This is a genomic window from Exiguobacterium sp. s78 (genome assembly GCF_018618985.1).
In the GTDB taxonomy this organism is placed as follows: Bacteria; Bacillota; Bacilli; order Exiguobacteriales; family Exiguobacteriaceae; genus Exiguobacterium_A; species Exiguobacterium_A abrahamii.
Window position 1 is genome coordinate 1883143 of record NZ_JACSNB010000001.1, and the last position, 13952, is coordinate 1897094.

Below are 13952 nucleotides of genomic sequence, written 5' to 3' on the forward strand. Positions count from 1 at the left end.
GACGCGTCATTCTTTTTGTTACGAGATAAGGATGGCAGATTATCATTCTGCCACCCTTATCTTTGTAGAGACTGACTTTTGAGTCAGCCCCTTCTTCATCATTCAGCGAGACCGACACTCGATTTGATATGATCTTCTGTCTCGATTGCCTGTAAGAGGAAATGCGCCACATCTGCGCGATTGATCTGTTTCGCATCTTCCGGTACACCTGTATCTGCTTGACGATAAAGTCCCGTCAACGGACCGTTCAGTAAACGGAGTGGTCGAGCTACCGTATAGTTCAAATCCGCTTGTTGCAAAAGCGCGATCGCTTGGCGGTGATCCTTCAGTGGATTTTTCAGAATCCGCTGAGCGAGCATCCCTTGTACACCCGGTAATTCATCATCAACACCGGCAGACGCAACATAACCGATCCGGTCTACCCCCTGTTTTTTCATCGCTGTCACGATCCGGACGATACTCCGTTCTAAAAAGCCGCTGTATGCAAGACTTTCTGTGCCAAGAGCCGTCAGGACAGCCTCTTGCCCGGCAACAGCAGTCGTCACCGCTTCTTGATCGAGCACGTCGCCTTTAACGACGTGTAACCGTTCGTCACGTAGTGTCAGTTTTTCCGGACTGCGGACAAATGCTGTGACCTCATGCCCGTGATCAATCGCTTGCTTGACCAGTTCTTGCCCCGTTTGACCCGTCGCTCCAAAAATAATCAATTTCATACAAAACACCCTTTCTCTTTCAAGAACCACTGATTCCATCATACCCTCACCACTTGAAAATGAATCGTCTCACCTTGTCTTTATTTTCAGAAAATTGTTTTTATTTGTTAAGCGTGTATGCTAAAATCTTCCTAAGTACATATGGATATTTTTTCCTTAAAAACAGGAAGGAGGATCGCTTGTGTTACGGCAACGCTTTATCATGTCGCTTGGTGTCATTCTGATTGGTCTGTTCTTGTTTCAAACCGTCACGACGTACGTTTATACACATTACATCATGCCGGATCCTTTTAAGAAGCCTTCGATCTCACAAAGTGAAGCAAACGGTGAAATTACTTTTAAAGAAGGTCATTTACATTCTAACAAAAAAGGCAAAATGCCTTTTGAACCGATCGATCCACGACCTGGTCCAAAAGAGCTCTGGAAATCTTTTAAAGCGGATGTATCTAACTCTGACTCCCCCCTTTCTTATCTGCAATACATCATTTTAATCAGCTTGTTTAGTTTCATGGTCTGGAAACTCGTTCAGTCGCGCCGCGTGAAAAAACGGCGCATTCCTACAGGAGACGTAACGGATGACGTTCCATTCGCTCAATCGATCTTTCATCCTACTTCTTTAAGAAAATCGCCTTACCTGTATGCATCGTATTCGTCTTCACGTGTCCGTGATCTTGTCATTCGTTTTGAGCAACATTTACCACGCAGTCAGCAACGTCGTCCGAACGAAACGCTTGAAGACTGGTTACGTCGGATTGAGGTCTCTGTCGATTTTCAGTTGTATCGGAATATTCGCTACGGTGATATGTCGGAAACAATCGTCACGAACGATGAGATTCTACGTTTCGAACAACAATTAGCACGCTACTCAACCATTTGACCTTGGAGGGATTTCCTATGAAACTACAACAATTAAAAGACCAACTCAATTCCATCTATCTCGGTAAACCGGACGTCATCGACCTTTGTCTGACAGCACTCATCGCAGAAGGACATATTCTACTAGAAGACGTACCGGGAACAGGGAAAACGATGCTCGCCAAGGCGCTCGCTCAAAGCTTTGAAAGTGCCTTCTCGCGGATTCAGTTTACGGCGGACCTTCTCCCGTCAGACGTCATCGGTTCGGACTTCTTCAACTTAAAGACGCAGGAGTTCGAGAATAAACGCGGTCCATTGTTTGCGAACGTCGTCTTGATCGATGAGATCAACCGTGCCGTTCCGCGGACACAATCGGCCTTGCTCGAAGCGATGGAGGAACGTCAAGTCTCGATTGGTGGAACGACCTATCAGATGCCAGCCCCGTTCTTCGTCATCGCGACACAAAATCCGATCGAATCAGCAGGAACGTTCCCGCTACCAGACGCACAACTCGACCGGTTCATGGTCGCGATCGAAGTCGGTTATCCGGATTTCGAGAACGAACGCCGCTTATTGTCTGAGATTCTGACGAATGTCCGCCGGTCAGCTGTCGGCATCGCGTCAGGTGGCGACTTGATTTCTTGGCAGGAAGAGGCACGCCGCGTCCATGCATCGCAAGACGTGCTTGATTATCTATTACACATCGTTCAAGCGACACGAAACCATGAACTCATTGAAGTCGGTGTCAGTCCGCGTGGAGCGATTGCATTACTTCGCGCCTCGCAAAGCTACGCTTTCTTGAATCAACGCGACTTCATCATCCCGGAAGATATCAAATATCTTGCAAAACACGTCCTATCCCATCGCCTGACACTGACACTCGAAGGTGGAATCAAGACGACGAAAGCGGCTGTTTTGACGCATATTCTGGACGACGTGCCGGTTCCGGTCGAGATGGGGTGACGAATCATGCAGATTGAACGTTCCGTCCCGTTTTGGCTTGAACGCCGACTTTTTCCACTGTACGTCACGATGACGTTCATCTTCCTCTTCATTCCGCGTCTTTCCGTCCTCGGATTTCTGTTCGCAGCTTTGGCGACGATTCATTTCGTCGTCGGGCGAACAGAAAAGCAGTTACGACGGGACGTCGCCATCGAATGGAAGCACTATGAATCATTGATGTTCAACCAGGAACAGACGACACTCCATTTACAAGTCTTCGGTGTCGAATCCTTGAGTCAGCTTGGGCTCGAAGCGACCCTTCGTTTGCACACGGATGGCGGAGTCATCTTTCCGGAGATGGATCCACTTCACCCGGCGACGTTTCATGCAGTGATTGACTCTGAAGACGCAGTGACGATCCCGATTCAGACGGTTCGTCGTGGACCAGCCGAATTCGATGAGATCATCTTGACGATTCGTCTGCCGTGGAAGATGGGCGTTTATCTCTTCACGTTCGATACGTATCCGTCGTTTACAGTCTTGCCGTCCTTGACGGCGCAAGCGACGCCGTTGCTATTACAACGTTTACGGATTGGCGACCGACCGGACCGTTACTCACCGCTCAAGAACAAACTCGTTCAGCTTGGTGCAAAACCTTATACGGCGGAACCGTCAAAAGAAATCGATTGGTATGCGACGGCGAAGACCGGTCGCCTGCAGGCGAAAGTATTCGAAACGAGCAATCAGGATACGTTTACGATTGCCTTGAACTTATCTGCCCCGAGCGGTTACGGACTCCACCAACAATTTGAGACGTTCATCGAACAAGCGGCATTCCTGATCAGTGAATTAATCAAGGAGGGCTGTAAGATTGAACTGTTCTTGAATCGACTCGACGTAGCAAACCGGATGACACATCTCTCGTTACAAGAAGGACAACCGCAATTAAAACATGTCTTGATGACCCTTTCGACGGTCTCGACGCGTGATTCGTTCATCGCGACACAACAGTTCGAACGCTATGTACTGCGCCGGAAACATATGAACAGTCAGTTGATCCAAATTGGCAATGACCGGATCCTCGCCATCGGCTGAGGATCCAAAGAAAGGAGTTTTTCGCCTCATGGTGTTTATCGCCCGAAAATCAATTCAGCTTATCGTGGCATTTTTTGTCTTGATTGCGATCAGCGCCCTTCCGGCGCTTGTCGCGCAAATGAAATTCAACCCAGCAAGCTACTGGGAAGGTCTGAAGCAACAATTTGCTCAATTAACGAAACTTGATGAGATTACCTATTTCAACGTAACCGCTCAAAAGGAATTCTTGTTGCTTCCTACCATCAGTCCATTCATTAAAGAGACGTTGATCATCTTTACGACAGCTATGCTGGTCTCCGCTGTGTGTGCGATTTTTTATGCTTATTTGTTTTATCGGAGTGGTCGCAAAACACGCATGATGCTGAAACAAACGACTCGGACGCTTGAGATGGTTCCGGATCTGTTCTGGATCATTCTTTCGCAATTCCTTGTCCTCTATCTGTTTAAAACGACCGGGTATGACAAAATCGAAATTGCGGGATCCTATGCTGAGTACATTCGTTTTTTACCGATTCTTACGCTAACGTTGACAACACTATTCTTCTTCATCAAATGGTTAACGACGCAAGTACTCGAACAGGAAGCTGCTCCTTTCCTTGAACTCGCACGGGCTAAAGGCATTCGTCCTGCCGCTCTTTTCTGGAAACATTTGATTCCGACAATGATCTATCGGTTTTATCTGTTTTTCCGAGCGAACATCATTACGGTCTTATCGAGTCTCGTGATCATTGAATACACGTTCGAAGTGCAAGGTATGTTCCGGTTCGTCTTTTATAATGGACAAATGCCGATTTTGATGGTCATCTTGTTCTTAATCTATCTGCCGATTTTCATCATTGATTTGTTGGCAGAATGGCTTATTCCTAACGCCTGGAAAGGGGGGATTTGATGCGTCGTACTTTGATGCGAGATCCTGTCTTCTGGCTATGTTTAGTTTTACTCACTGGTTTACTGCTCCTTAGTTTTGGAAATACGATCTTCCGTGATGGTCAAGTCGATCAAATCTCGAACCGGTATGCTGAAGACGGTACGTTCCTTGCGACGTCACCACTAAAACCGTCAAGTGATCAATGGCTCGGTACAGACCGCTCTGGCTATGACCTCTTTCAATTGATGATTGAAGGATTTAAATGGACAGCCGGTATTTGTATGATTGTTGCGCTCGGTCGAATGTTTCTTTCGCTAGTGATTGCGATTCCGCTAGCTTTTAGAAGTGCTCGCGTCAATCGATACTTAAAACTTATTCTTGATGGATTTTTAGTTTTACCGCTCTCTCTTGTCGCGTTGCTCATTTTGCTTCCATCACTTACGTTCTTTGATTCGACTGCTATCCCACCGTTGTTCGACCGTGTATCGTTCGAGTTGATCGTCTTGATTTTGCTTGGTCTCCCCTCTTTATCGCTTTATCTGATTGCTGAGACCCGTCAGTTACTTAGTCAAGAGTTCATGATTGTCGCCCAGACGCTTGGTGGCAGTCCGTGGCATCGGTTCAGACGCCACATTTGGCCACATCTTGTTCCAACGTTGACAATCGTTTTTATGCAACAGTTCATCCAAACGTTGATGTTACTCGTTCACTTATCACTTTTCAAAATTTTCTTCGCTGGAACGGTTAATTTACATGTAGGAACTGCCCCAACGATTTTTGAGTGGTCCTCGATGTTCGGTTATTACTATAACCAGTTTTCAGCGACGTCTTGGCTCAATCATATGTTCCTTGTTCCACTGATTGGGCTAGCATTAGTCGTCTTGTTCAGCAATCTATTCATGAGTCGACTCGAACGGGCTTTCCGCTTCCGCCAGCAACTAAAACCAATCAAGCTATCGGCATCTCGTGCTCAAGACGAAGCCGCTGCGACGTCGATGGTCGATCCCTTTACACTCGTTGCCCGGAACTCCCGTCACGATTCTGATTGACAATCCATTTTTTTCCTCTTACACTAGAAAAAAACATGAAATGAGGGCGTCCAATGTAAGTCATTCTGAATTCTCACTCCTAACTAAATACGTACGATATGGAGGTCATTCAGAATGAACCGGTTTACGCTTTTATTGGTCAGTCAATGGATTGCGAATGCGGGAGATGCGCTCTATATCGTCTCCCTGATCGCGATGATCTATCAAACGACAGGGCAAGCGAGTCTCGCTGCCCTGTTTCCTGTTCTCGTCACAGCAGGCATGACAGGAAGCGGCTTCTTATTCGCCCAAGTCGCTCAACGTGTTCCCCATGCCTCGTTGTTGTTCGGCAGTCAACTCCTCAAGACGATTCTCTTAGGCATCATCTGGGGACTTGATTTACCACTGCCACTTATCCTCGCACTCGTTGGATGTATCGCTTTCTTCGACGGATTTGCTCGTCCGATCGAAAGTGCCTTCATCCCTCGACTGTGTCAGGATGTCCAAAAGGCTAACAGCCTCGTACAAGGTTCGAATCAAGTGATTCAGCTCATCATGTGGCCGCTCGGCGCCATTCTGGTCAGCTGGTTATCGCCGCTTTCCGTCTTGTCCGTCTCGGCCGGTCTGTTTTTAGGTGCGAGTCTCATCAGCTATCTGTTCTATCGAAGCGTCCGCTCTCTACCCGATCCTTCGATGGAAGAAGAAGACGTCTCCTTCCGGTCGAGTATTCGCTACACGCGATCGCATTCTTTCGCGAAAGCCAACACGTATCTCGTCGGAATCGATGCGTTCGTCAGTACGGCGTGGATTTCTGCTCTGTTCCTCGTCTACATCGATACACATTTCCAGCTATCGGAACGCTGGTGGGGCATTCTAAATGCCTTCTATCTGCTGAGCATGATCGCCGGCAGTTACATGATGTTACGTCGTCGTGGAACGCGTTCGTTGCTTTATCGTAGTATCGGCTTTTCGATTACTGCGACCCTCTTGTTTGCTTTCGCTCCAATCGTCACACTTGCCGTGATCGCTTGTCTGATCCAAGGGTTTGCAAGTCAAGTCCGGGCGATTGAGCTGAATACGTTGTTGCAGACGACGACACCACTCGAACGTTTACCGTATGTCTATAGCGTGCAACAAACCGTGTATGCACTCTGCTTCTGTCTCGGTAGTCTGCTGTTCGGATGGCTTGCCGATGTGTTTGCGATCGAGCTTGTCTATGCGCTCGCAGGACTCCTCTCCTTGTTGATGTGGCAACCAGCTCGCCAGGTATTGGCACGTTCTTCTCAGGAGCAACGACACGTGTCGTAATAAATGACAGTCAAAAGAGGCTGACTTTTGAGTCAGCCCCTTTTTTTGATTCAGTTCTGACGCGTTCGCGTCACACTATACAATAGAAGCAACATAAGTGAGACGAGACCGAGCGCGGCATAGGTCATCTGAAGCGAAAAGACACGTTCGACGAAGACGAACAGCGTACCGGTTCCAAGCACAGCTAAACGTTCAATGACTGAGATCAGCGACGTAAACGTTGCACGTCCATTTGGCGGCGCAACTTCTTGGATGATAGTGGTCACATAAGGCTCAGCCCAGCCATAGCACAAGTACAGCGTCCCGAGTAACCCGATACTGACGAGCGGAGAGGCAACCGACAATCCGGCAAGACACACGATATAGATCATCGCCCATCCGACCGGAGATCGGAACCGAGATAATGACGCGCCGGTCGCCTGCATGATTTGAAATAACACGAAAACGAATCCGAAATGGACCATCGGTATCGTTTGATCCCGTAGATAAAGTTGCCAAAACTCATCGACGAAATCAATCGTCGCCCCGTATAACAAGACAATACAAAGAATTCGGACGTAGACGCGTCGAAACGAAAAACCGTTTAGCAATGTCTTTAATGAAATCGTCTCTCCGTCTTGTTCTCGCGATGCTTCCTTTAAGAAAAACGTCAGCAGTACTGTTCCGAGCAATACCCACCAGGACACGTGATAGTGCCAAATCAAGTCTACCGATCGCACGGCGTAACTCCCGACAAGTGCTGCGAGTCCTGATGTCAATAAACCACCGATTGAAATCACTCGCCAGACCGTCTCGAATCGCTCTTCCATCCTATGCATTCGCAATGTTTCATAGACGTGGGCTTCAAGCGCTCCACTAAGTGCTGCGCCACCGATGCCGGCAAGGACCATCGCCAAGAGGAAGGCAGGTAATGAGTAGGCTTCAAGCAACACCGTAAACGATAACCACTCACATACGAAACCAGCCAGAATGAACGGCTTTCTGCCCCATCGATCGGATAACAAACCGAACGGGACCTCACCAATCAACATGACCCAAGCAAAGACGATTTCTGCGATGACGACTTCGGCAATGCTCATTCCCCGGTCTTCCCAGTAAAAGCGCTCAATCACATAAGCTGGAATGAACGAACTACTAGCTTCGATCAGGATCCAAAGCATGAGTGATCGTCGGACTTAACAAGGCCATCTGCTTCGCCGCATCTCCTCACTTCCTTTCTGTTTGATAGTAGTTAATTCCCGTTTTGCAGATGAAACCAACAAAAAAACGCCCTTTGATTAAAAAATCAAAGAACGCTTTTGACATTAACATTCATCTGCCGATTCCGTGACCGGTACGACGGACTGGACGATCGGTAGTTCGACGATGAACGCGGACCCGACACCTTCTGTTGATTCGACATGAATCATCCCTTCGTGCGAACGAACGATTTCCTGACAAATCGCAAGACCAAGACCGGTACCGCCGATTTTTCGACTATCCGAATTATCGACTCGATAAAACTTACTAAACAGTTGTGGTAACGCGTGACGGGGAATGCCGATTCCCTCATCTTCGATCTTCAGCTGGACACGATCTTCGACTTGACGCATCGTGATCGTGATTTGACCACCATCCGGTGAATACTTGATCGCATTGTTGATCAGGTTCGTGAACAGCTGACGCATTTTTTGTTCGTCAGCATGAATCCGACCCGTCGTCGTTTCTTCAAAATCAAGGACTAGCTCGTGATCTTTTGCCGAAGCCGTATGGAACTCGACCGTTTCCTGAATGACTTTCGTCAAATCAAGCGGTTTGAAGTCATACTGCTGCTGACTCGATTCCATGCGCTGGACATCGAGGAAGTCGTTGACGAGATTCGTCAACCGTTCGGTTTCTGCATGAATCGTCTCGAGATACCGTTGACGTTTTGATTCCTGGACGTCGCGCGCGAGCATCAATTCCGTGTAGCCGTAAATCGAGGCAAGCGGTGTCCGCAACTCATGCGAGACGGTCGAGACGAATTCCGATTTCATCCGGTCGATCGCTGTCTCTGCCGTCACGTCACGTAAGACGAGCATCGTACCGCGGAAACAACCACCGTAATGAATTTCCTCTGCATACAGCGTGACGAATCGCTCTTCCTTGTTCAAGGACAACGCCAAGCTCTCCGTCGGAATTTCCTGACTGCAGACATGATCCATGTAGGTTAAGAACGCCTCATGTTGATCAACCTGCACTGCCAACTCTTCGATTTTGACGTCGAGCGTCATCAATCCTTCTTCCGCCACTTGATCGTGCGCCGGATGATGGAATAAAGCGAGCAATGGTTTATTGGCAAAAATCGTCTCTCCTTCGATATAGATGACCGCTTCCCGAATCGAATGGAGAAGTTTTGAGGTCTTTTCCCGTTCTCGTTCGACTTCTTCAAAGACACGCATCCGGAGCAAGGAGAGTGCCAATTGACGGGAGAACGACCAGATTTCATTTGTCTGGTCTTCCGTGAAAGCATCCCGGTAACGGACGAGATAAATGCTTGCAATCATCGTGTTCGTCGCTGGATCCATCACCGGTACGACGATTTCGTACATCGTGTATGGATACGGGAGCGGATGATGACTCGCGACTTGTTTCGTCGAGCGAACAGCGCGTTTGTTTTGACGTGTGCGTTCGAGTAATGACGTCGAAGCATGTAATAACTGGTGCTCCTGAGCTGCCGTCATCCCGTACGAGACGAGATCCGTATAGCGGTCTTGCTCTAAGAAGACGATTGCTCCGAGCTCCGCATCGGTGATCGTAATCAATTTTTCGATGATCGCTGGATACGCCGTCAACGTTTCACGAGAAGCGAGCGTTTCCGTCAACTCATTGCGATAACGCAAATGGGTCTCGTTGCGCAACGTGATGTCGAGTGCTTCTTCGAGTTCTTCCTGTTGCGATTGAAGCTCTTCTTGCTGGGCAATTAATTCTTCTTGTTGACTTTGAAGTTCGTCGTTACTCGCGACAAGCTGGTGCTTTTGCCCGGAAATGGCGGCTGCCATCTGGTTGAACGTCGTCGTCAACTCACCAATCTCATCTTGACGATTCGTGATGACGATCGGTGTCGCATCCTCACCTTTAGCGAGTCGTCCACTTTCCCGGTTCAACTGACGCAACTGACGCGTCAAGCGGCGGACGAATGGTCGGACGAAAACGAGAGTAATCAATAAGAGGATTGCAATATTGACTGCTCCGAGAATTTGCGACGAGTTGACTTGTTTACCAAGCTGCTCTTGCGCCGCCATCTCTTGATCGTTTAAGGAATTACGATATTTTGTGAAGACCGTCTCCATATCAACGATACTTGAACTCATATCAGCCGCACTCTTCGTCTTGATGTTGAACTTCCGCTGTGGATCGAGTGGTTTTGATTTCGTGACCTTTCCAAGCGTCGGCATCTTCAAGAACGGTTCCGTCACTTTGCCGTCTTTTTTCGCCGCGACATAATTGACGAGGCTCGGCATGACGCGTTGGGTATACGCTGTATAGAGTTCCCGTGCGTCCGTTGCATACTGCCGTTCTTCTTTGAAGCGTGCATTGCGCTCGAACCATGTCGTTTGTTGATTGATGCCATTTTTCTTTGCTTCGATTTCTTTTAACATCTCTTCGTCACCAAGCAAGACGAAGCCACGCATCTCGTACTGCATGCTTTGCCATGATTCGTACAAATCCGTCGCCCGTGTCCGATGTTCGTTTAACATCTTTAACTCTTGGCGTGATTCATCCACCTGTTGTTTCGTATATAGGTAGACACCACCTGTCGTTAGCAGCAGTGTCAGAAAAATCACATAAAACGCAGACATGATTTGCCGTCCAATCGTTCGATTCAGCCATGTTTTCATTAAAGGAATTCAACTCCTTTCCCTTTATCTTTCTCCAGCAATAAAGGTATTCCCGTCCATTCATTGTAAACTTTTTTCAATCGATACACAGCATTCTGCTCAAAAAGATTTCAATTTCATACAACTTTAATCTAAATCGTTGTATATGACAATTAGATGTCACGATTCAACCGTTTTCAACAAAAAAAGAGCCCCTGAGGACCCTTTTTCAATGATGATGGTGATGGCTATGACTATGACTCCGGACCGGCTGTTCGTCCGCTAAATGATCCGCATCCAAAATGCCGAGCCGTAAGTACTGAGCGACGACTTGTTTTTTCGTCGTTTCGGAAATCTGATCTGTTCCTTGGACGAGCCTTAAGATGCCAGTCGCAATCCGAAACGGTTCGAGATTCGTCTTTTCGACTGGAAAACTTGTCAACGTTTCTAAGTAAGCGACGTAATTCAGTGCATCCGATTCCGTTGGACTGACGAGACGCGACGCATGCTCGCGCAGTTGTTGCGTCAATGAATTCGTCGAAATTCCCTTTGAGGCTGCAGAGATGACTCCAAACAGAATGAACCCGATGATGAGAACAAAAAATCCGACCATGAAAATCGGCATGCCCGAGAAGAAGCCGTCGCCTCCCAGTTCGCCTTCCATGAATGCTACTGTGAACATAGTGAACCCTCCAAATGAATAAAATGATGACGATCACTTATCCTACGTCATCCTCTTCAAGAAAGTTTCACCTAGTTAGGTAGTTTTTGTAAGTCAGCTTGGAACCAGTCTTCAACGAAGAAGCGTTCCGTCTCCGTCTCGATTTGATATGAATACAACACTTCGAAGTCGCCTTCCGTCAGCATCGGTAACGTCAATTCGCGTACGAGTTGGCGTAACTCTTCCGTCAGCTCAGCTTCGTAGCGGATGAATCCATCTTCCCGGTGCTCGACTTCCGTCAAGTACGGAAGCAGGATATGCTTGCCGAATGATTGTGGATCATCGATCACTTCCGCTGTCACACCAAACAGTTCTTCTGCTTCTTCGACCAGTCCTTCTGCCGACTGTACCTCAATATGGTCCGGAAACCAGACCGTCAAGCGGCGCCCTTCCTGTAACAGTCGTTCAAAGACAGGACGAAATGATTGATTTTGAATCAGTTCGTATTGCATCAGTCTTCCCCTTTCGTGAATTCGAATTTTAATTGATCGCGTTCGAGATAGAGCATCGCCTTAAACTGGCGCGCATTCTTTTTCATCTCGAGTGGCTTTGTTTTTTGACCCGCTAGTACTTTTTTGACTTCCGTTTGCGTCAGTCGGGCACCAAGGATCGTTTTCGGTAACGTAAAGCCACAGTTGTTCTTTTGATAGCCACTGCAGCCATAGAACTTCCCACGATCAAGCACTGCTGATTGACACAGTGGGCACGGACCGACCGGACGATTCGTTGCACCCCGCGGGGACTTGCTTTTGACTTGTGTCGGATCAACGGCGAGTTGTTCAATTCGTTGTTTGGCATCGACGACGAGATGCTCCGACAATTTTTTCGCCTGTTCAATGAACTGGGCAGCAGATGCCTCCCCTTTGCCGATTTGCTCGAGACGGCTCTCCCACTTCGCTGTCATCTCTGGCGAAGCAAGAATACTCCCCGTCACGGCATCGATCAAGATCCGACCTTTTGGCGTCGGATGAATCTCTTTTTTGACGAGTTTGATGTATTCCCGCCGTTTTAGTCCGTCGATGATCCCGGCACGGGTCGCTTCCGTCCCAAGTCCCTCGACTTCCTTCATGATCGCTTGCAGCTCATCTTCGAGTAACTTACCGGCTGTTTTCATACCGAGGATGAGCGTCCCTTCCGTATAGCGTTTCGGCGGCTCCGTTTGTTTCTCAAGCAGACGACAGCCTTTGATCGGCATCTCTTGTCCTTGTTCGACGGCTGGTAATTCGACTTCCTTTGACTCGATTTGTAAGACCTGTTTAAAGCCCGGATCAATCGTCCGACTGCCGCGCGTCAAAAAACGGTCCATCTCACGCGTCGTCACGATTTCCGTCTTCTCCGAGACAGCGTCCGGTGCAAAGGCAGCAAGAAAACGGCGAACGATTAAGTCATAGACTTGCGCATCTCGTCCGGAGAGCTTCGCGACGGCACCCGCTTCTTCTGTTGGAATGATCGCATAGTGATCGCTGACCTTTGCCGGATTGACGTAGCGCTTATCGTTAACCGGATTGTTCGTCAGGACATCCTTAATTGGACTATATTCCGCTTGCTTCAGTAACCGATCAAGAATGACCGGGAACTGTCCTGCCTCCTCTTTCGTCACGAAGGAAGAGTCCGTTCGTGGATAACTGATCCAACCACGGATATAGAGTTTTTGCGCGATATCGAGCGTCTCTTTTGCACCGAGACCAAACCGTCGGCTCGCTTCTGTTTGTAAGAGTGACAAACTGAACCAAAACGGTGGTCGTTCCGTCTGCCGCTTTTTCTCGATTGATGCGACGACTCCGGTTCCTTTTGTCCGATCCACGATCGCTTGTGCCTGGTCCCGGTCACTCAGCTTCGTCTGTTTCTTCGCATTGATGTATTTTCCTTTGTATCGCGTAAAATCCGCCTCGACTTCGTAGTACGTCTCCGGTCGGAAGTTCTCGATCTGTTTTTCCCGTTCGACGATCAGTGCAAGCGTCGGTGTCTGGACCCGTCCGAGGGAAAAGACGTCGGCGATGCCCTTCTTCTTCAGTAACGTCGTATACGCACGGGACGCATTCATCCCGATCAACCAATCGGCGCAAGCGCGACTCATCGCCTCATGAAAAATGTTCTCCGTTTCCTTACCATCGAGCAGGTTCGCAAACCCATGATCGACCGCTTGAGGCGTCAGACTCGAAATCCAGAGTCTTTGCAGTGGTTTCGCGTTGTTCGCGAGACGTAAGATCAATCGGACGATTGCCTCTCCCTCTCGCTCGGCATCCGATGCTATAATGATGGAAGTCGTCGTCCGCTCATTCAATAATTTCTTGATGACCTGGTATGGTTTACTCTTGCCTTTTGCCAGTCGGTAATCAAATCGTTCCGGGATGATCGGCAGATGATCGTAGTTCCATCGTTTCCATTTGGCGTCATAATGCGCCGGCTCCTGCAGTTCACATAAGTGTCCGACCGCATAGGCGAGTTTTGCTCCTTGCGGAAACCGGTCACATGGTTTGATTTCAATGTAGCCGTCCCGCTTCACGGACGGATACGGAGCTGCCAGTTTTTCCGCTTGTTTTGGTTTTTCAGCAATGATCAATTGCACACGCTTCACCCTCA

At 48.4% G+C, this 13952-nt stretch carries 12 protein-coding genes; 6 read left to right on the forward strand and 6 right to left on the reverse strand.

Features of this window, described 5'->3' with window-relative positions; genetic code table 11:
* Positions 1 to 98 precede the first annotated feature (98 nt).
* On the reverse strand, positions 99 to 713 hold the full coding sequence (locus KNQ18_RS09805; protein WP_215084652.1) for an NAD(P)-dependent oxidoreductase: 615 nt from the start codon (positions 711 to 713) through the stop codon (positions 99 to 101).
* Between the two features lie 181 nt (positions 714 to 894).
* Between KNQ18_RS09805 and KNQ18_RS09810 the strand changes: the two genes are divergently transcribed.
* The 6 genes from KNQ18_RS09810 to KNQ18_RS09835 all read left to right on the forward strand — a co-directional run bounded on the left by KNQ18_RS09810 (position 895) and on the right by KNQ18_RS09835 (position 6809).
* Positions 895 to 1590: a hypothetical protein gene (locus KNQ18_RS09810; protein ID WP_214769148.1), complete on the forward strand. Its 696-nt coding sequence runs from the start codon at positions 895 to 897 to the stop codon at positions 1588 to 1590.
* A 17-nt stretch (positions 1591 to 1607) separates the two neighbouring features.
* Complete coding sequence (locus KNQ18_RS09815; protein ID WP_029341157.1) at positions 1608 to 2531, forward strand: AAA family ATPase; 924 nt, start codon at positions 1608 to 1610, stop codon at positions 2529 to 2531.
* A 6-nt stretch (positions 2532 to 2537) separates the two neighbouring features.
* The gene (locus KNQ18_RS09820) at positions 2538 to 3605 is read left to right on the forward strand and encodes a DUF58 domain-containing protein (RefSeq protein WP_214769145.1); all 1068 of its coding nucleotides are present in this window, start codon (positions 2538 to 2540) and stop codon (positions 3603 to 3605) included.
* A gap of 28 nt (positions 3606 to 3633) precedes the next feature.
* Positions 3634 to 4494 carry an ABC transporter permease subunit gene (locus KNQ18_RS09825; RefSeq protein ID WP_023467647.1) on the forward strand — a complete coding sequence of 287 codons (861 nt, stop codon included), beginning with the start codon at positions 3634 to 3636 and terminating at the stop codon, positions 4492 to 4494.
* Entirely contained in the window at positions 4494 to 5522 is a 1029-nt protein-coding gene (locus KNQ18_RS09830; RefSeq protein ID WP_215084654.1) for an ABC transporter permease, read from the forward strand. The genes KNQ18_RS09825 and KNQ18_RS09830 overlap by 1 nt, the downstream gene beginning before the upstream one ends.
* Before the next feature lie 114 nt (positions 5523 to 5636).
* Entirely contained in the window at positions 5637 to 6809 is a 1173-nt protein-coding gene (locus KNQ18_RS09835) for an MFS transporter (protein ID WP_215084656.1), read from the forward strand.
* A 50-nt stretch (positions 6810 to 6859) separates the two neighbouring features.
* Here the strand turns inward: KNQ18_RS09835 and KNQ18_RS09840 are convergent, their stop codons facing one another.
* The 5 genes from KNQ18_RS09840 to KNQ18_RS09860 form a co-directional block, all read right to left on the reverse strand.
* Positions 6860 to 7969 (reverse strand): MFS transporter, encoded by a 1110-nt coding sequence (locus KNQ18_RS09840; RefSeq protein ID WP_149426996.1) that lies wholly within the window; start codon positions 7967 to 7969, stop codon positions 6860 to 6862.
* A gap of 144 nt (positions 7970 to 8113) precedes the next feature.
* The gene (locus tag KNQ18_RS09845) at positions 8114 to 10669 is read right to left on the reverse strand and encodes a sensor histidine kinase (protein ID WP_149426995.1); all 2556 of its coding nucleotides are present in this window, start codon (positions 10667 to 10669) and stop codon (positions 8114 to 8116) included.
* 208 nt (positions 10670 to 10877) lie between these two features.
* Complete coding sequence (locus KNQ18_RS09850) at positions 10878 to 11330, reverse strand: hypothetical protein (RefSeq protein WP_215084658.1); 453 nt, start codon at positions 11328 to 11330, stop codon at positions 10878 to 10880.
* 71 nt (positions 11331 to 11401) lie between these two features.
* Positions 11402 to 11821 (reverse strand): hypothetical protein, encoded by a 420-nt coding sequence (locus tag KNQ18_RS09855; RefSeq protein ID WP_047390976.1) that lies wholly within the window; start codon positions 11819 to 11821, stop codon positions 11402 to 11404.
* Positions 11821 to 13938: a DNA topoisomerase III gene (locus KNQ18_RS09860; RefSeq protein ID WP_215084660.1), complete on the reverse strand. Its 2118-nt coding sequence runs from the start codon at positions 13936 to 13938 to the stop codon at positions 11821 to 11823. Before KNQ18_RS09860 ends, KNQ18_RS09855 begins: the two co-directional genes overlap by 1 nt.
* Positions 13939 to 13952: the final 14 nt, after the last annotated feature.

Bases quoted from the DNA above. Each gene is read 5' to 3' on its own strand.
- KNQ18_RS09840 (WP_149426996.1), bottom strand. From the start codon at position 7,969: ATGCTTTGGATCCTGATCGAAGCTAGTAGTTCGTTCATTCCAGCTTAT.
- KNQ18_RS09850 (WP_215084658.1), bottom strand. From the start codon at position 11,330: ATGTTCACAGTAGCATTCATGGAAGGCGAACTGGGAGGCGACGGCTTC.
- KNQ18_RS09820 (WP_214769145.1), top strand. From the start codon at position 2,538: ATGCAGATTGAACGTTCCGTCCCGTTTTGGCTTGAACGCCGACTTTTT.
- KNQ18_RS09815 (WP_029341157.1), top strand. From the start codon at position 1,608: ATGAAACTACAACAATTAAAAGACCAACTCAATTCCATCTATCTCGGT.
- KNQ18_RS09855 (WP_047390976.1), bottom strand. From the start codon at position 11,821: ATGCAATACGAACTGATTCAAAATCAATCATTTCGTCCTGTCTTTGAA.
- KNQ18_RS09830 (WP_215084654.1), top strand. From the start codon at position 4,494: ATGCGTCGTACTTTGATGCGAGATCCTGTCTTCTGGCTATGTTTAGTT.
- KNQ18_RS09805 (WP_215084652.1), bottom strand. From the start codon at position 713: ATGAAATTGATTATTTTTGGAGCGACGGGTCAAACGGGGCAAGAACTG.
- KNQ18_RS09825 (WP_023467647.1), top strand. From the start codon at position 3,634: ATGGTGTTTATCGCCCGAAAATCAATTCAGCTTATCGTGGCATTTTTT.
- KNQ18_RS09835 (WP_215084656.1), top strand. From the start codon at position 5,637: ATGAACCGGTTTACGCTTTTATTGGTCAGTCAATGGATTGCGAATGCG.
- KNQ18_RS09845 (WP_149426995.1), bottom strand. From the start codon at position 10,669: ATGAAAACATGGCTGAATCGAACGATTGGACGGCAAATCATGTCTGCG.